Source organism: Streptomyces sp. NPDC001970 (assembly GCF_053594115.1).
This window is the reverse complement of record NZ_JBSFDW010000032.1, coordinates 32,317-50,279: the sequence shown is the minus strand read 5'-3', so window position 1 is coordinate 50,279 and position 17,963 is coordinate 32,317. Positions and strand designations below refer to the sequence as shown.

Below are 17,963 nucleotides of genomic sequence, written 5' to 3'. Positions count from 1 at the left end.
CCGTCCGCGAACCCACCCCCTCCGCCCTTGGCGCCGGATGGTGGCCCCTATCGGGGGCGCCAACCCGTCGCCACGGTGGGGAGGCGCCATCTGGCGAAGGGGCTCTCGGCCAAGCGAACGCCAGATCTGCGAACCCGGGCACCTCCTGATCGCGCTCTCGGGAGCGTGCGATGCGCACCGCGAACGCAGGCACGGTGCGGGCGAGTGGCGTCTGGTTGCGCTCAGAGCCCGGTTCCGGCGTGGGAAGCGTGGAGCCAGTGGCTGGACGAGGCTCTGCGGAAGATCCGGGCGACCGTCCTGCACCACGATGGAAGCCGCCGCTGTTCGACTGTGATCGTCCTGCTCCCGACGTCGAATCCCAGCTTCCTCCTGCCCGTGCACAAGGGACACGACCTCGTCATCATTGCGGCGCCTTGTTTCCGGTCCGAGCAGCGTGTGATGCGCGTGATGTGCCCCTGCCTCCGTGATCAGCGCTGTCAGTGGTCGCAAGTATGTTCAGCCGTGTACCGCCGCTGTGGCGCGGTAGTCCACTTGACCCTGAGGAGATGGCGCGTTGTCAGATTGGGAGAGGTCGAGCACGGCACGGGTGACAGCACCCGCACGGCCGCGCAAGCTCGCCAAGGTTCCGTTCGTCGAACTGGCCGACGGGCGCTTGCAGGGCGTGGTGTCCAGCGGCTCGGACATCGAGCGGGTCTATGTCTCGTCGGTCGCGGCCGGTACGTATGCGTTCACTTGCAGCACGAACAACAACCGGCCCTGCGGCGGTGCGCGAGGCTCGTTCTGCAATCACATTCGGGCCCTGGTCGATGAGGCGGTGCTGCAGTACGGCGTCGAGCGTGTCGCCCGTTACCTGAGGGTTGAGATCGTGGACGGGGAGTCCGGCGCGCAGACCATCGCTGTCCACATGAGCAACACCCCTCCGCCGAAGGGGGACCCCAAGGCCGCCGCGCCCGTCTTCAGCCGTTTCCTGCGGCACCTGGCCTACCTGGAACTCGCTCCGACCACCGCGCCGTTGCCGGAGATGCAGTGGTTCCCGCCGACCCGGGCGGTGGCGTGATGCGCGCCGACCTGCTCGCCGGAACCATCGACGGGCTCGACGAGACCCTGGCGGCCGTCGAGGCCTTTGACCGGGCTCTCGTCGCCGGACTGCTCCGTCCCCAACCCGCCCAGGCCGCCGGCCTGACCGAGCTCGCTGACGCCGCAGCGGGGACGCCCCTGGCCGCCAGGGTCGCCGAGGCGGCAGAGAAGGCGGCGGCAGGAGCCGCGGGCGAGGACCACTTCGTCGCCCTCGCTGCCGCGCGTACGGCACTGGTCGGCTCCGTCCACGACGCACTCATGAGCCGCGTCGAGGAGGCGACCGGTCGGCCCCGCGGCGAGGAGACCGTACCGGCACCCGGAGGACAGACGGGGGCGAACCTGCTCGCAGCCGCCCGCTCCTGGCTGTCCGATCTCGCGCGCGTCGGGTGGCAGGGCATCGACCACGACGTCGTCTCCGGCTCGGCGCACGTCGTCTCCGCGATGCTTCCGGATCCGAACCTGCGTCGCCTGGCGACCCTCCTTGACGGGTTCTCCGCCGAGCTCGCCGCATGCTGCCCGGGCGCGGCCCTGGAACGCGTCCCGGCACGCCGCTGGGCCGACCTGTGGTCGCGCGCGATGCTGCTGACGCTGCCCGGTGCGGCCGACGTGCCGACGGCCGGTACCGCCACCGGCCGTCTTCTGCCCATCGGCGTCGACCTGCAGGAACACGCGACCGCCGTACAGGCCCAGGTCCACGCGGTGTTCGAGCCCGACGACGGCACCGCGCCCCGCCTGGTGCGCGCAAGTGTCTCGGTGCCGAAGCCCGACACGGTCGTAGGGGCGGGCCTGTGGCAGCTGCTCCGCCCGCACATGCTGCTCCTGACAGCCGTCAGCGAAGGCCGCTCGATGGACCTCTCCGACATGCCGGTCACCGTCGAGGGCGACCTGGTCTGGAGCGACGACCATGCACGCCTTGGTGAGCCCGCCGACGCCTTCGTCACCGCTCGCGTCGCCCTGCCCACCGCATCCGCCCCGGTGACCGCACCGCTGGACCGGCACCCGGCACGCATCGCCGTACCCGTGTTCCTGGAGGGCTACACCGCCCAGCAGGACGACGATGCACTGACGTTCACCGTCGCAGGACACCCTCTCGCCGTCGACACCGACCGCATTCCGATCGCCGGTCCGCTCACCCCCGAGGCCGTCGCGACGTCGGGCGCGTGCATCGGGCTGCTCCGCTGGGACGCCGGGAAATATCGCGTCCAGCCCCTGGCCGTCGAGACGACCGTACGAAAGAAGGCGGTCGCGATCCACGCCGGGGGCTGGGCCGGGGGCACGACCGACAAGGCCGGCGTCAAGGCCGAGAAGGCTGCCACCGACGCCGTGGCCGTGCTGCGGGAGCGTGCTGGGAGGCTGCTGCGGAAATGACGGAGCACACCACCGGGGAAACATCCGGAACCGGGCAATCGGCCCACCGTGAGACCCCGCAGAACCCCGGGGCGGGCCCCCACGACGGCCGCCGTCAGGTCCTGTACTGGCGGCTCCTCGCCCGCCTCTTCGACCACGAGGAGCAGGCCACGCTGGAATCGGCGAGCCTCGCCGTCGTCGAGGACATCGGTCTGCCGTCCGCGCTGCTGGATCCGCAGGCCTCCGTCGACTCGATCGTGCAGCGCCACCCGGAGCTCGCCGCCGAGTTCGACGGTCTGATGACGCCCGACCTCGACCCCGAACCCGACGCCTCCGACGGTGCACGCGACCGGGCCGCCGAAGTACGACGCGCGGCTCTGGTGTCGAAGGTGCTGCTCAACGTCTTCGCCTCCGGCTCCGGCACGGTCACCGCCGGGCAGCTGGCGCGCTGGCAGTCCGACGCGGGCTGGCTGGAGCGCGCGCTCGGCTGCAAGCCCGGCGAGCTGCGCGGCGGCCGCGCCGGGCCAGGCGCCGCGGGAACGGGCGTCAGCCGGACCGGCACCGGAGGCCTGAGCACGACGCCCGATCTCAGCCGGCTGATTCCGGCGATCCGCCCGGAACTCGGCGCGATCGAGGCCGACCTTGTCAAGCGGATGCACCTGCGCGAGGTGCTCGCCGATCCCAAGCTCGCCGCGCAGCTGACCCCGAGCATGTCGTTGATCGAGCAACTGCTACGGGACAAGAACAACCTCTCGGGCGTGGCCCTGGCCAACGCGAAGGCCCTGATCCGCCGCTTCGTCGACGAGGTCGCCGACGTGCTGCGCACGCAGGTGGAGAACGCCACGGCCGGTGCCCTGGACCGCTCCGTCCCGCCCAAGCGGGTGTTCCGCAACCTCGACCTCGACCGCACGATCTGGAAGAACCTCACCAACTGGAGCCCGGAGGAAGAGCGGCTGTACGTCGACCGCCTCTACTACCGGCACACCGCCCGCAAGACGACACCCCAGCGGCTGATCGTCGTCGTGGACCAATCGGGCTCGATGGTCGACTCGATGGTGAACTGCACCATCCTGGCGTCGATCTTCGCCGGACTGCCGAAGGTGGACGTCCACCTGATCGCGTACGACACGCGTGCCCTCGACCTGACCCCCTGGGTGAACGACCCGTTCGAGGCTCTGTTGCGCACCAACCTCGGTGGTGGAAACGACGGTCCCGTCGCGATGGCCATGGCCCGCCCGAAGATCACCGACCCCGCGGACACCGTGATGGTGTGGATCTCCGACTTCTACGAGTTCGACCGCTCCCAGCCGCTGTTCGAGGGCATCGAGGCCGTCCACCGCTCCGGAGTGAAGTTCATCCCGGTCGGATCGGTCACCAGCTCCGGCCGCCAGGAAGTCAACCCCTGGTTCCGTGAACGCTTCAAGGGCCTGGGTACGCCGGTGATCTCCGGCCACATCCGCAAGCTCGTCCACGAACTTACGTCATTTCTCGCTTAAGACCTGTTCAGAAAGGCCCTGGTATGTCCGACCTGTTGCGCGCCCCCGCCGAGCTCAAGTACGCCGAGGAACTGGACTGGCTGGAGTCCGTCGACGACAACCCCAAGCCCTTCTCCTGGCGTCTGTCCCCGAAGATGGTCCGCCTGTTCGTGCTGGGCTCCGAGCGCTCCGACGGCCTGGACCGGGAGATTCCGCAGAAGTGGTTCGGCGACCGCAGTTTCGTCGAGCGTTCCATCGTCACGCTGGCCTCCGACCGAGGCCTGCTGCTCATCGGCGACCCCGGCACCGGCAAGAGCTGGCTGGCCGAGCTCCTGTCCGCCGCAATCAGTCGCAACTCCACGATGGTCGTGCAGGGCACGGCCGGCACCACCGAGGACCACATCAAGTACTCCTGGAACGTGTCCATGGTCATCGCCAAGGGACAGTCGCGGGAGTCGATGATCCCCTCGCCGATCATGACCGCGATGGAGACCGGCGCGATCGGCCGTTTCGAGGAGCTCACCCGCTCCACCAGCGACGTCCAGGACGCTCTTATCTCGATCCTGTCCGAGAAGTACATCTCGGTTCCCGAGCTGGACAGCGACAACATCATCTTTGCCAGGCCCGGCTTCTCGGTCATTGCCACCGCCAACAGCCGTGACCGCGGCGTCAACGACCTGTCCTCGGCGCTCAAGCGCCGCTTCAACTTCGTACGCATTCCGGTGGTGACGAACAAGAAGAGCGAGGCGGAGATCGTCCGCTTCCGCACCGAGGAACTGCTGCGCCGTCACCAGATCGAGCTGGACGTGCCGCCGACGCTGCTCGACGTGCTGCTGCAGAGCTTCGCCGACCTCCGCGCGTCGGCGGCCGCGGCCGGTAGCGACGACGAGAAACTGGAGTCCGCCCTGTCCACCGCCGAACAGATCGGCGTGCTCGAGGACGCGATCCTGCACAGCAACTTCTTCGGTGAGCGTGCCCTGACCGCCCAGACGCTGGCCTCCTCGCTCGTCGGGTCACTGGCCCGGCGCGAGCCCGAAGACCTGGCCATCCTCAACAAGTACCTGCACGGTGTCGTCGAGCCGCGCAGCAAGGAAGAGGGCGGGTCCTGGCCCGAGTTCCTGGAGGGCGGCCGCGACGCGATCGCCACGCTTTCATGAGCAGCACGCATGAGGGGACCTTCGCAGCACTGCGCGGGCAACTACAGGAGGCAGCCGCGGCGTTCGCCGACGGGCCCGACGCCCTGGAGGGCATCCTCCTCGGCATCGTCGACGACGTCGACCGCGCGGTGCGCGAGCCACTGGAGATCTTCCCCGTCTGCCACCACTCGCCTGCCTCGGCGATCGCGATGGCACGCCGCCTGCGGGAGAAGCAACCGAAGGTCGTGTACCTGGAGCTGTGCGAGGACATGGCGCCGCTGGTGACCGAACTGCGCAACTGCAGACTCCCGGTGGCGGTCCAGGCGTTCGCGAGCCAGGTCGACGGCTTTCCGGCCGAGTGGTCTCCGCTGTCGGTGGTCGCACCGATCACCGAGGCCTCGGCCGAGTACCAGGCGATCGCCTACGCACTGGACACGCCGGGCGTCGAACTGGTCCTCGTCGACCGCTCCTCGGACCACGTCTTCCAGTGGGACGCACGCGACACGCACGCCGACGGGCAGGCCGATCCGGACGCACGGCCCGCCGAGGAGGAGGCCGCACTTCATGGCGACGCGGTCGGCGTGGAGATCGGCGACCTGCGGCCGCGGTTCGCCGAACTGGAGGAGCACCTCCTGCGCCACGGCAGGGTGCGGCACTGGTCGGAGTGGTGGCACCAGTACGTCGAACTGCCGCTCGGCGACAGCGACCACGACACCTACCGCCAGGTCATGCTCCTGATCGGGAGCCTCTTCCGGCGCCTCGCACCCGGCGACCCCCATCGGGTGCGCGTGGATGAGGACCGCGAGCGCTACATGTGGACCAGGATGCGCGAGCACCTGGCCGCCACCGGCACCGACCCCGCGGACTGCCTCTACATTTGCGGCGCCTACCACGCGGCCAGTCGCATCCCCGGGTTCGGCGTACACGGCACCGACACCTTCGAGATCAGCCCGCGCAGTGCCACCAAGTGGCAGCACGGCCTGATTCCGTCCAGCCACGCGGCGATCGAGGCCCAGTTCGGCCTCGCCAGCGGCTCGGTGTCGATCGCCGCGACGGTCTGGGCTAAGAACGTCAAGCGCACGCGCGTGAAACCGTACCGCCTGGCGGGACAGGCGGGCGTGAGGAACTCGAACCCCGGGAGGACCGCGGCCGCGACGGCTCCCGTACCGGCGCTCCCGGCTTCGGACAAGCTCACCGGCTTCCTGCGGCGACCGCCTGTCCTGGACCGGCTGGACGAGGCCGAACTGCTCGGCTGGTCGGTGGAGATCGTGCGCGCCGCGCGCCGCAACGGCTACCTCGCCTCCACCGCCGACGCCATCGCGGTGTTCGAGACATCGATCCTGCTGGCCGGGATGCGCGACCGGGCCAAGCCCACGCCGTACGACTTCCAGGACGCGGCCGTCACCTGCATCGAGAAGGACACCGTGCCGGGCCGGCGCGACGTGCGCCGCCTCGTGGAGATCATGATGGGAGGCGACCGGATCGGCCAGGTCGGCTACGACGCGATGCCACCCCTGGCGCGCGACGTGCACGACCGGCTCGCTCCCCTGAACCTGAACCTCCAGCAGCGCGGCGTGCAACGGGCGCTGCTGGACATCGCCTCCCAGCCGGAACTCGAGCGCTGTTCCGACGTGCTGTGGATGCTGCGGTACCTGATGCCACAGGGCGCCGCGCGGCCGATCATGGGCGAGCGCCGGCTGGGGGAGCGGCCGATCCAGGAGTCGTGGGACCTGGCGCTGGGCACCCACCAGCGTGCTCTCATCGAGCTCGGCTACGAGGGCGTCAGCATCGAGCAGGTCCTGGAGCAGCGCCTGCGCCGTACGACGTACGGCCCGCAGGCCACCGCTGCGACCGTCCTGGAAGCCGTCGAGGACGCGACTCTGTACCTGCGCAGCCGCCGTCTCGCCGACGAGCTGGGCACACACGCCCTGGAGGTGCTGTCCGCCGAGCGCAGCGTCGACGGCGCGCCGGAGGTGCTGCGCCGGGTGCGGCTGCTGCTGGCGTACTACCGCACCAGCGAGCCGGCGCTGCCGTCGTGGATCGAATCGTTCGTCAAGACCGGCTACGCGCACTACTGCACCCTGCTGCCGACGGCGTTCACCGACGACGACGCCACTGTCCGCCACGTGGCGGCGATGCTGGGCTTCCTGTTCAGCATGGAGAGCCTGGCCCTGTCCCTGGGCTGCGACCGGACCCAACTGGAGTTGGCCGTTGCCCAGTCGCATCCGCAGGACCCGTCGAAGACCGCGCTGCTGTGGGCGGCCCAGACACAGCTCGGACACCTCTCCCGCGCGGACCTTCGAACGAGGTGCGACGACCTGCTCGGCAACCCTTTGGTGGTGCCTGCCTATCCGCGCTACCTCAGCGGCTTCGTACACGCCCTGGAGCCCGTCCCGGGCCTCACCGACTTCGTCGTGGAGGCAGTGTCGAACGCGTTCGGACGGCTGCCGGATCCGGTGCTCCTGCCGTGGCTGCCGACCCTGATCAGCACCCTTCGATCGGGCGGCGCCGAGCTGGCCCCGGTGCTGATGCGTGAGGCCGGGCGGATCTTCCCCGGCCGGCTGACAGCGCTGGACGAGTGGGTGCCACCGTGGCTGGCGCATCCGGAGCCGGAAGCCGCGCGTCCGGTGCGGCGCGCGCGCGGCGGCCACGCCGGCGTGCTGCTCGCAGCCCATCCCGAGACGTGCGAGGCGGTGGCGAGTCTGCTGGGCTGCGAGGGAACCTGGGAGAAGGCGGATCCCGACGCGCAGGGCGCGGTGCTCGCCGGTCGCTATCCGGATACGGCGGTGGCGCTGGAGGTGCTGCTGGCCGGCCCATGACTTCGGAGGGGTGGAAGCCTGTGCAACGGAGCTCTCGTCGGCGGCCTCCCGTGGAAGCCTCGTGGCGAACGAGACCTTGGCCGCGGCCGGGTCGACTGCCGACGGCGGTCGACCCGGCCGGCTCGGGCTGCGGATCCCGCCGTCGCGGGCCGAGGCGCCAAGCACACCTCCGACCCGGTCCGGCCGGTGACACGGAGAGGCACGTCACGGTCATCATGAAGCGTTGACGGCTGATTGTTGAAGCAACGGTTACCTTCCGTTGCTCAGGAGGGGATGGCACGCGACGGTCCGGGTAGAGCAAGGTGATGCCACTGCTACCGCCACTGCGTGCGGCCATGATCAAGACGTGGACGGCTGCCGAGGAGTCAGCGTGAGTCGGAACGCCGGATGGACGGCCCCCTTGGCGGCTCTTGCACTGCTGACCGCGTGCGGGGGATCCGCGGGAGCCACCCATCTCTGCACCCTGATTGACGCCCCCGCAGGGATCCGGGTCGAGGTCCACCCGGACCTGGCGAACACGGTGGCCGACGCGATCCTCACGGCCTGCTGGGACGGCACCTGCCGGACCCGCACGCTGCAGCTGCGGGAGACCCGGCCGGAAGAACCGGCAAGCCCGGGCAACCCCGTGATGACCACACAGTCCGCCATCGCTACGGAAAGCCCGCCAACGCGGACTCCCCGCACACCCAACCCCTCTGTCTGGCCCGGTTTCGCGGTCATACGTGACCTGCCAGGAAGGCCGGTGGACGTCACGCTGGTGCTCAAGAGCCAGCGGGACGCCACCGTGCTCAACCGACAGATCAGTATCACCCCGAAGCCCACCTATCCCAACGGCCGCAACTGCTCACCCGGCGGGCATCAGGCGCGCCTGACGGTCACGGGCAAGGGCTCGCTGATCCCACGCTGATCCTCCGCTCCACAACCGGGCTCGGGCCGGCGATGCGCGGGTGGCCCCAGCGCTCCGGCGTCCAGCTTCTGTGCCGGCGACGTTTCCGTGTACCTGGCTGGGTAGTTGCACACGAACGCCGACACCACAACGCGACGGGTCGACCAGTACGGCGATCCGTCCGTTCGTCCGGCCGGCACGTCGAGGTCGGGGCCGCCGACGGCGATGGTGCCGTCAGAGTGTCGCTCGGCTGCGGATGCGGGACCCGCCGCTCGAGGGGCCGGGTTTGAGGTCGGCCGGTTCTCGGTTGGGTCAGACGGCAGTGGCGTTGATGGTGACGGGGATGTTGCCGCGCGTGGCCTTCGAGTAGGGGCAGAGCTGGTGGGCAGCGTTGGCGAGCTCGGTGGCCTTGTCCTGGTCGACGCCGCCGAGTTCGAGGCTGAGGACGGCCGCGAGGGAGTACTCGCCGTCGCTGTGGTTCAGGGTCATCTCAACGTTGATTTCGGTGCTGGTCAGCTTGACCTTGCGGTCGGCGGCGGCCCGCCGGACGGCGCCGAGGAAGCAGGAGCCCCAGCCCGCAGCGAAGAGCTGTTCGGGATTGGTGGCAGTGCCGGCCCCACCGAGCTCCTTGGGGAGGGACAGAGTGGTCTCCAGCAGGCGGTCGTCGGACTGGACGCGGCCACCGTTGCGGCCTTCGCCGGTGACGTTCACAACGGCGGTGTAGCTGTTCGGCATTACATGTCCTCATCGGAAAGTACGAACGTGGCGAGTCTCGTAGGTCGAGAAAGCTCCTTGGTGGGGACCTTCATCGTGCGTCACCGGTTCAGGAGGTGACTAGATGGTCGCAATACAGTCGTCACCTGTCAAGGCGGTGATGTCGGGATGGGAGTGGCCGGCAGGGGGCTGGGTGACGCACGGCCAGCCGCCCCGAGCTCCTCGCACTTCCCCACTTGTCGGCTCACCCGACGCGCCCTCCCCGGACGGGCGATTCCTGCGTGGCCCAGCATCCAGGTCTTCCGGACTCCGGCCTCGCGGTGGCGAAGCGATCGGGGTCGGGGTCATGGGTCAGGCGGGGGCTGCGGTGCGCCGCCGCATCAGGCGGGGGCGCAGGCCGAGCAGGAGGGCGGCGATGGCGGCCCAGAGGGTGAGTGTGATCACGGGGCCTGCTGCGTGTGCGCTGTTGAAGTAGCTCAGGTCGGTGATGGCGCGGACGGCTGCTCCGGGTGGCAGGAGTGCGGAGATGGCTCGGGCCGCGGTGGGCAGCAGGTCGGCGCCAATGGTGGCGCCGCTGGTGGCGTTGCCGACGGTGAGGAGTACCAGGGTGGCGACCGGGATGCCGATGGGGCCGAGATAGGTACCGAGGAGTTTGGTCGTGAATGCGGCCGCTGCTGCGAGGAGGGTGAGAGTCAGGGCGAGTGGGATGACCGGGGCCGGGACCGCCCCCATGGCGGGGCCGGCGATGATCGCTGCGACGGTGCCGATGGCCAGGGAGGCGCCGGCCAGTAGCCGGAATCGGTGGCGCAGGTGCAGGACGGTGGCCAGGCCGAGAGCGTTCGTGCCGAGGACGAATCCGGCCAGGGTCACGCCGAAGGCCATGTAGAAGCCGGCCAGTCCCCGGGCGTCGAAGTGAGTCAGGGGGACGACGTCTTCGGTGGTGACGTGCTTGCCTGCACCGTGGGCGTAGGCGTCGACGAGGCTTTTCACGACCGACGTGGTGGACGTGCCGGCTGCTCCTGCGATCTCCAGGCGCAGCCGGCCCTGGCTGTCGGTGCTGAGCGCGGCCACGACGTCGTGGTGTTCCAGTGCGTGGCGAGCTGCCTCGGCATCAGCGGCGGGGTGGACCTCGACGGCGTCGCCGAGAGCCTGGCGCATCTCGCCCGGCAGGTCCGGACCGGTGACGGCGATGGGCACCTGGTGGGGCTGGGGGTCGCGCTGCAGGCCGACGTAGCAGGCGATGAAGGCCGCCACGACGACCAGGGCGATCACTGTCGGCTGGAGCCAGGCCCTCACCGGCGGCCGGCGGGCGGCGTGGCTGAGCCTGGAGGATGGCTCGGCCGCCGCGGAGGGCGACTGCTCGCGCTCGGAGGTGGATCCGATGGGGGTTGTCATTGACAGGGCTTTCTGATGGGGGGATGTGGCGCACGGAGGGCCTGGAGAGGGGCAACGTGCCACTGCTCTCCAATAGGAGCATATGCTCATATATTCCGGACGGCAAGGCGGGTCGCGGTCTTCGCCTCCAGTCCCGCCGCTCCTCGCTGGGGGTGGGGTGCCCCCTCCGCGTTTAGGTGCATATACTCTTATTGCATCCGGGACGTTCTGGAGGAGAGCATGACCCCTACGCCGACGGACCTCGCCGACACCTGCAACAACCTTGCATTGCGCAAGGCGGCCCGGTACCTCAGTGCGACGTACGACAAGGCCCTGGCCCCGGTCGGTCTTCGGGCGACGCAGTTCAGCATCCTGCAGAAGCTCAGCGGTCACGACGAAATAACGATCACCGGTCTCGCCGACATGATTGCCATGGACCGCACGACGTTGGCGTCGAACCTCAAGCCGCTTGCGCGCGAGGGCCTGGTGACCGTCGAGCCTTCGGCGGCCGACCGCCGCGCACGGATCGTTACGATCACGCCGGACGGCCTTGCCCGGATGAAGGCGGCGCTGCCGCTGTGGAAAGCCGTGCAAGCCCGGTTCGAGGAGAACTTCGGGACTGGAGAGGCAGCTCAACTGCGCACATCCCTGGTAGCCGTCCTCGAGACCGGCTTCGAGCCCTGGGCCGAGTAGCGCGGTTGCCGGTCGGCCGGTCGAATCCACATCGCATCAATGGTTCTGGGGCTGCCGATTGCCGACCCCTCGGGCGAGGCCGCCGTGCCCGATGCAAGAGTTGGCCGCCCTTTCAGCGCCCTGCTCGTGTCACGGTCGGGCTCGTGTCCGATAGCGGCCATCGGGGAACTGCGCAGTCACCCCGCTGAGTAAGATCTCAAACGCGATGCGAAGCGTACGTCCCCCCGGCGGCCGTGTTGCATCCCAAATCGTCACCTGTCAGAATGGTGACATGGAGCATGCCTTTCCCGCCGGACGCCCGGCGCTCGACTTCGCTGGAACGCTGCGCGTACGGCGCGGCCCCAGTCCCCGGGAGATGCTCCACTCGCCGACGAGTCTCAACTCATGGTTCCGCGAATGCGGAATCACAGAGAGTGACATCGCCTGTCGGTCTGTCGATGTCCGCAAGGCGGTGACTCTGCGGGAAGCGATCTATCAGCTGGTCGTCGCGAGAATTGCCGGTGAGAGCTATGACCAGGATGCGTTGACCCTGGTGAATGACGTGGCACGCCAACCGCCTCCTGTTCCGCGGCTCACCGCGGCCGGACGCAGCGTTGAAGCCACTATTCAGCAGGCGTTTTCTTACGTTGCCCGGGACGCCATTGCAGTCCTCAGTGGACCAGAGGTCCCGCTGCTCAAGGAATGCGCGAATCCCGACTGCACCCAGATCTACATCGATCATTCCCGAGGGGCGCGTCGGGAGTGGTGCAAGATGGATCCGTGCGGCAACAGGATCAAGGCTGCGGCCTACCGGGCACGCAAGCGCGCGAGTGAGTAGGCGGGGATCGCCATGAGCTCACAGCCGCAAGGCTGTAGGGCCGCACCCCTGCTCGAGGCGCCGCCGTAGGGCCGTCGAGCGCGTCGCCACCCTTGCTGCACCGGAAGGTGCGGCACCAGCGCCTGGATCACGCGCAGCGCGTGCCGCACGCCGGAGGACGGTGTCGCTTCCAACGGGACCTGCTCACCCGTCTGTTCGAGTTGGAGAGGAATCAGTACGAGCTCGAGTGCACGGTCGTCAGGATGCACAGGCAAAGCGTCGCCCCGGCCCCATGCCCCGGAGCCGCAGTCCGGTGGCGACCTCACCGGTATCGCCGCCTTGGAGTTCGAACACGAACGAAGAGGGAGGAGCCACGTGCGGGAACTGGCCTTCGCCGCCGCGAAGGTGGGCCTGTTCCCGGACGAGGACCCGTTGTACCGGGTCGACCGATAGCCAGACCTTCCGCCCGGGGCCACCGGAGGGCGCGTACGTCCACGTACACAGCGCGGCCCGGCCAGGGCCGGGCCCTTCCGGCACCCGGCACAGGTAGCTGCCGACTCATGTCCGAGGGGCGGTGCGCGGCGGGGTGCGAGGGGGGAGTACCGTGCGCTCGCATCAACCCCCCCGATGTACGGATGTGCGTGGAGGACAGATGAAGGTACCCACCCGTGCGTGGAAGCGCTCGGGCGCTCTGATAGCGGGCGTGGCCGTTGGGTTCGTCGGAGTGGGCCTGTGTGCCACTCCGGTGTCGGCCCACACGCCCGTGTGGACGGTGACCTGCTCCGAGGTCACCGTCGATCTCAAGGCATACAACGACGACGTCACCAACACGGTGACCATCACCGTCGACGGCAAGGACCTGCTGCCCGCCAAGGAGTTCGGGCGCGAGTTCCACGACACGCTGAAGCTGCCCGAGCACAAGACCGAGGTTCCCGTGCGCCTCGTCGTGAAGGCGGGCGACGGGGAGAGGTTCTCGCGCGACGAGACCAAGACCTCTCCGGTCTGCGAATCCACGCCGCCCTCGGAGACGCCGAAGCCGTCGGAGACGCCTGAGCCGTCGAAGACGCCCGAGCCGTCCAAGACGCCGGAGCCCTCGGACACCCCGAGCTCCGAGCAGCCCAGCTCCGATGCTCCCGTACCGTCGACCAGCGCCCCGGCGCCGGGTGACCTCGCGGAGACCGGTGGATCCAGCGCCACCCCGGTGATCGCCGGTGCCGCAGTCGCCGCGGTCCTGGCCGGTGGTGGCATCCTGGTCGCGACCCGCAGGCGTCGCGCGGCCGCTCGCGGCTGACCTCGCCCAGGCATCACGTGCCCTGCGGCCGAACAGGCCGCAGGGCACGTCCATGTGCAGCTTGGGCGAACCGACGGAAGCCATTCACCTGCGACCCGGTGGCCCGGCCAGTGCGGATCCGTCCATCGGTCGTGGCCGGTCAGCCCGAGCAGCCAAATCCGGTGCAGAAGAGGGTGCAGCGCTCACGCGCCGGCGTGGCGCAACGTACCGAGAAGCCGGCCGGTCAGCTCATCGCGCAGCGCCGAGACCGAGGGCACCACGGTGACCGCGCTCATCACCGAGGCCGCGCGCAACGCTGTTCGCGACCCCCGCCTCGAAGGCGCCGCAGAGGTCTTCCGCACATTCGTCGCCGAGAACGCGGACGCGTTCGACGTGGCCTTCCCGGACGATGCCCCGGCTCGACTGGATGCGTCCCGGGCGGCCTGTGGTGGAGCTCCACAGCGACATCCGCCGGCTTCTGGAGCGCCAGGCGGAGGTGTTGCCCAAAAGCGCCCCTCGGTCCACGAGTTCTCGAACCTCGTGGCCGCTGTGGCCCGTCACCGCGTCAACACCCCACAGGTCGGCGTCACCGTCGACAACGCCTGGCGCGCAGCCGCCCTCATGCACGCCATCATCCGGCTGCGCCCCTCCCGGCCCGCAACGCCTTGTACGGGGCCGCGATCGTCATGTCGTACATGGACGCCGTGAGCGAGGCCATCGACCCGCCGTACGGCGCGCTGATCGACCTCGCCCGTGACATCGACGCCGGACGCGCCGACGGATACGACGCGGCCGACCGCATCCGCTCCTGGCGGGTCTGACCTGCCCAACCCGTCACGGGTCGTCTGTGGCGTCGGACCCAGGGACCCAGCTACGCCCTCGAAGCCGTGCCCTGGGCCCAGCCCTCCTGTCCAGGAACATGTCCCAGCAGCACCTGTGGTGTGTACTGCCGGCCTTGTCTTCCCTGGATTCCGCTGCAGCAGCAGGACCGGCGCCACCTCAGCCCGGGAGGTGACGCTCGTGGCCGAGCCGCCGCAGCGGGGAGTCAAGTCGCCCGATGAGGTGGCCGGGGACACATCACAGCGTGGGTGGGTGCCGCGGCTGAGCGGGTGCGGACGGCGGGGCGCTGTCGCTGTTGGCGGGGGTGCCGGCGGGGGTGAGAGCGGCGGTGTCGGCCGGGCTGTGGTCAGTGGTGTCGGGCGGGCTGTGGTCCGCACGCGGTGTGGAGATGCGGGCTCGGTGGCCGTGCAGGCGGGAGGTCGCGCCCTGGAGGAGACGGGCGAGCAGGTGGGCGCGCCCGGCGACGATGGGGCTGAGTACGGCGAGGACCAGGACGTAGCTGGCGATGAAGGGGGCGAGGCGGCCGTCGAGGCCGGCGGTGGCGGCCATGGCGGCCAGAACGAGTGCGAACTCGCCACGTCCCAGAAGAGTAGTGGCGATGTTCGCGGCAGCCTGGGGGCCGTAGTGGTAAAGGCGGGCGGTGAACAGTCCTGCGGCCACGTTCATGGCGATGGTCAGTGCTGCTGCGATGGTGACCGGAACGGCGACGGATCCGCCCAGCACCTACCGGCGCCACGCGGCGCGCGACGGTGGGGATGCCGTCGTGCGTGCGAAACAGGTGACCAGACCGATCAGGAATCGAGAAGCACCGGCGTCGAGCCGCAGCTAGCGTGACCGCCATGGACATCACCATTCGCGGGACCCACCTGCCGGCAACTCCCCGCGACGCATCCAGGCTTGGCGCGAATTGAACGAGATGCCCGACCGCGAGCTGATGCGCGACGGCCGCTGGTTAGTCTGACACTCGGCCCGGCGCACCGAGTGGCCGGGGCCCAGAGGCTCCACGGGCCGAAGCGAAGGAGAAGCAGACGTACTGCTCGAGCTGGTTAGATCGAGCCAGGCGACGCCGACGGAGACCGCAGAGGCGGCCCCGCCCAACAGATGGAGACACGAAGAGCATGGCCACGAGGACCGACACGCAGTCGCCTGCGCTGCACGCTGCCGACAGCCACGAACTGATCCGCGTGCACGGCGCGCGCGAGAACAACCTCAAGGACGTCAGCATCGAGATCCCGAAGCGCCGGCTCACGGTCTTCACCGGAGTCTCCGGCTCGGGCAAGAGCTCGTTGGTGTTCGACACGATCGCCGCGGAGTCGCAGCGGCTGATCAACGAGACCTACAGCGCCTTCGTGCAGGGCTTCATGCCGACGCTGGCGCGGCCCGAGGTCGACGTGCTCGACGGGCTGACGACCGCGATCATCGTCGACCAGCAGCGCATGGGTGCCGACCCTCGTTCGACGGTCGGCACTGCCACCGACGCCAACGCGATGCTGCGCATCCTCTTCAGCCGGCTCGGGAAGCCGCACATCGGCCCGCCCAGCGCGTACTCCTTCAACACCGCCTCGGTCCGGGCGAGCGGTGCGATCACCGTCGAGCGCGGAAACCAGAAGACGGTGAAGGCGACCTTCAACCGCACCGGCGGCATGTGTACGCACTGCGAAGGCCGGGGCAAGGTCTCCGACATCGACCTCACCCAGCTCTACGACGACTCCAAGTCCATCGCAGAGGGCGCGTTCACCATCCCCGGCTGGAAGTCGGACAACGTGTGGACCGTGGGGATCTACGCCGAGTCGGGCTTCCTCGACCCGAACAAGCCGATCCGCAGGTTCACCCAGAAGGAGATGCGGGACTTCCTCTACCGCGAACCGACCAAGGTGAAGGTCAACGGCGTCAACCTCACCTACGAGGGGCTGATCCCCAAGATCCAGAAGTCGTTCCTGTCCAAGGACAAGGAGGCGATGCAGCCGCACATCCGGGCGTTCGTGGAGCGGGCGGTCACCTTCACCACGTGCCCCGAGTGCGACGGCACCCGGCTCAGCGAGGGGGCGCGGGCGTCGAAGATCAAGGGGATCAGCATCGCCGACGCCTGCGCGATGGAGATCCGCGACCTGGCCGCATGGGTCCGCGCCCTCAAGGAGCCGTCGGTGGCGCCGCTGCTCACGGCACTGCAGCACACCCTCGAGTCGTTCGTGGAGATCGGCCTCGGCTACCTTGGGCTCGACCGGCCGGCGGGCACACTGTCGGGCGGCGAGGCGCAGCGTGTCAAGATGATCCGCCACCTCGGCTCCTCGCTCACCGACGTCACCTACGTCTTCGACGAGCCGACGATCGGGCTGCACCCCCATGACATCCAGCGGATGAACGACCTGCTGCTGCGGCTGCGGGACAAGGGCAACACGGTGCTCGTCGTGGAGCACAAGCCCGAGGCGATCGCGATCGCCGACCACGTCGTCGACCTCGGTCCCGGCGCCGGTACGGAGGGCGGCACCGTCTGCTTCGAGGGCACCATCGAGGGGCTGCGGGCCAGCGGCACCGTCACCGGCCGCCATCTCGACGACCGGGCTGCCGTCAAGGAGACGGTGCGCAAGCCCACCGGCACGCTGGAGATCCGTGGAGCGACGGCGAACAACCTGCAGAACGTCGACGTCGACATCCCGCTCGGTGTGCTGACGGTCGTCACCGGCGTCGCCGGCTCCGGCAAGAGCTCGCTCGTGCACGGGTCGATCCCGGCCGGCGAGGGTGTGGTGTCGGTCGACCAGAGCGCGATCAAGGGCTCGCGGCGGAGCAACCCGGCGACGTACACCGGACTCCTCGACCCGATCCGTAAGGCGTTCGCGAAGGTCAACGGTGTGAAGCCGGCTCTGTTCAGCGCCAACTCCGAGGGCGCCTGCCCCACATGCAACGGCGCCGGCGTCATCTACACCGACCTGGCGATGATGGCCGGCGTCGCCTCCCCCTGCGAGGATTGCGAGGGGAAGCGGTTCCAGGCATCGGTGCTCGAATACCACCTCGGTGGCCGCGACATCAGCGAGGTGCTCGCGATGTCGGTGACCGAGGCGGAGGAGTTCTTCGGCGCCGGCGAGGCGCGGACGCCGGCCGCGCACAAGATCCTGGAGCGCCTCGCCGACGTCGGGCTCGGCTACCTCAGCCTCGGCCAGCCCCTCACCACGCTGTCCGGTGGCGAGCGGCAGCGGCTCAAGCTGGCCACGCACATGTCCGAGAAGGGCGGCGTCTACGTCCTCGACGAGCCGACCACCGGCCTCCACCTGGCCGATGTCGAGCATCTGCTCGGCCTGCTCGACCGACTCGTCGACACCGGCAAGTCGGTCATCGTCATCGAGCACCACCAGGCGGTCATGGCGCACGCCGACTGGATCATCGACCTAGGCCCCGGCGCCGGCCACGACGGCGGCCGGATCGTCTTCGAGGGCACACCTGCCGACCTCGTCGCCGCCCGCTCCACCCTCACCGGCGAGCACCTCGCGGCGTACGTCGGCACCTGACCGACGCCCTCGTGGTCCGGGGCCGGTCCGGTC

Annotated in this window: 12 protein-coding genes and 3 pseudogenes; 12 read left to right on the top strand and 3 right to left on the bottom strand. The window is 69.4% G+C overall.

Going from position 1 to position 17,963, the window contains the following annotated elements; translation table 11 throughout:
- Positions 1-586: 586 nt before the first annotated feature.
- The 6 genes from ACWCP0_RS31105 (at position 587) to ACWCP0_RS31080 (ending at position 8,761) form a co-directional block, all read left to right on the top strand.
- Complete coding sequence (locus ACWCP0_RS31105) at positions 587-1,057, top strand: hypothetical protein (RefSeq protein WP_451082091.1); 471 nt, start codon at positions 587-589, stop codon at positions 1,055-1,057.
- Positions 1,027-2,445, top strand: coding sequence for a hypothetical protein (locus tag ACWCP0_RS31100; protein ID WP_451082090.1), 1,419 nt, complete (start codon positions 1,027-1,029; stop codon positions 2,443-2,445). The genes ACWCP0_RS31105 and ACWCP0_RS31100 overlap by 31 nt, the downstream gene beginning before the upstream one ends.
- On the top strand, positions 2,442-3,920 hold the full coding sequence (locus ACWCP0_RS31095; protein ID WP_451082089.1) for a VWA domain-containing protein: 1,479 nt from the start codon (positions 2,442-2,444) through the stop codon (positions 3,918-3,920). Before ACWCP0_RS31100 ends, ACWCP0_RS31095 begins: the two co-directional genes overlap by 4 nt.
- 23 nt (positions 3,921-3,943) lie before the next feature.
- Positions 3,944-5,056 carry an ATP-binding protein gene (locus ACWCP0_RS31090; RefSeq protein WP_451082088.1) on the top strand — a complete coding sequence of 371 codons (1,113 nt, stop codon included), beginning with the start codon at positions 3,944-3,946 and terminating at the stop codon, positions 5,054-5,056.
- Positions 5,053-7,854, top strand: coding sequence for a hypothetical protein (locus tag ACWCP0_RS31085; RefSeq protein WP_451082087.1), 2,802 nt, complete (start codon positions 5,053-5,055; stop codon positions 7,852-7,854). Before ACWCP0_RS31090 ends, ACWCP0_RS31085 begins: the two co-directional genes overlap by 4 nt.
- 370 nt (positions 7,855-8,224) lie before the next feature.
- On the top strand, positions 8,225-8,761 hold the full coding sequence (locus tag ACWCP0_RS31080) for a hypothetical protein (protein ID WP_451082086.1): 537 nt from the start codon (positions 8,225-8,227) through the stop codon (positions 8,759-8,761).
- A gap of 291 nt (positions 8,762-9,052) precedes the next feature.
- Here the strand turns inward: ACWCP0_RS31080 and ACWCP0_RS31075 are convergent, their stop codons facing one another.
- Both ACWCP0_RS31075 and ACWCP0_RS31070 read right to left on the bottom strand, forming a co-directional pair.
- The gene (locus ACWCP0_RS31075) at positions 9,053-9,475 is read right to left on the bottom strand and encodes an Ohr family peroxiredoxin (protein ID WP_451082085.1); all 423 of its coding nucleotides are present in this window, start codon (positions 9,473-9,475) and stop codon (positions 9,053-9,055) included.
- Positions 9,476-9,805: 330 nt separating this feature from the next.
- Positions 9,806-10,849 (bottom strand): hypothetical protein, encoded by a 1,044-nt coding sequence (locus ACWCP0_RS31070; RefSeq protein ID WP_451082084.1) that lies wholly within the window; start codon positions 10,847-10,849, stop codon positions 9,806-9,808.
- Between the two features lie 219 nt (positions 10,850-11,068).
- Between ACWCP0_RS31070 and ACWCP0_RS31065 the strand changes: the two genes are divergently transcribed.
- The 4 genes and pseudogenes from ACWCP0_RS31065 to ACWCP0_RS31050 all read left to right on the top strand — a co-directional run bounded on the left by ACWCP0_RS31065 (position 11,069) and on the right by ACWCP0_RS31050 (position 14,408).
- Positions 11,069-11,521 (top strand): MarR family winged helix-turn-helix transcriptional regulator, encoded by a 453-nt coding sequence (locus ACWCP0_RS31065; protein ID WP_451082083.1) that lies wholly within the window; start codon positions 11,069-11,071, stop codon positions 11,519-11,521.
- 271 nt (positions 11,522-11,792) lie between these two features.
- Positions 11,793-12,338, top strand: coding sequence for a CGNR zinc finger domain-containing protein (locus ACWCP0_RS31060; RefSeq protein ID WP_451082082.1), 546 nt, complete (start codon positions 11,793-11,795; stop codon positions 12,336-12,338).
- Between the two features lie 631 nt (positions 12,339-12,969).
- Positions 12,970-13,608 carry an LAETG motif-containing sortase-dependent surface protein gene (locus tag ACWCP0_RS31055; protein WP_451082081.1) on the top strand — a complete coding sequence of 213 codons (639 nt, stop codon included), beginning with the start codon at positions 12,970-12,972 and terminating at the stop codon, positions 13,606-13,608.
- A gap of 406 nt (positions 13,609-14,014) precedes the next feature.
- Positions 14,015-14,408: pseudogene (locus ACWCP0_RS31050) on the top strand (toxin Doc).
- A 256-nt stretch (positions 14,409-14,664) separates the two neighbouring features.
- On the opposite strand, the pseudogene ACWCP0_RS31045 reads toward ACWCP0_RS31050, so the two are convergent.
- Positions 14,665-15,138, bottom strand: a pseudogene (locus ACWCP0_RS31045) (cation:proton antiporter domain-containing protein); the annotation flags it as partial.
- A 1-nt stretch (position 15,139) separates the two neighbouring features.
- Here ACWCP0_RS31045 and ACWCP0_RS31040 point away from each other — a divergent pair.
- Positions 15,140-15,256, top strand: a pseudogene (locus tag ACWCP0_RS31040) (AraC family transcriptional regulator); the annotation flags it as partial.
- Positions 15,257-15,545: 289 nt separating this feature from the next.
- Positions 15,546-17,930: an ATP-binding cassette domain-containing protein gene (locus ACWCP0_RS31035; protein WP_451082080.1), complete on the top strand. Its 2,385-nt coding sequence runs from the start codon at positions 15,546-15,548 to the stop codon at positions 17,928-17,930.
- The last annotated feature ends 33 nt before the right edge of the window (positions 17,931-17,963 follow it).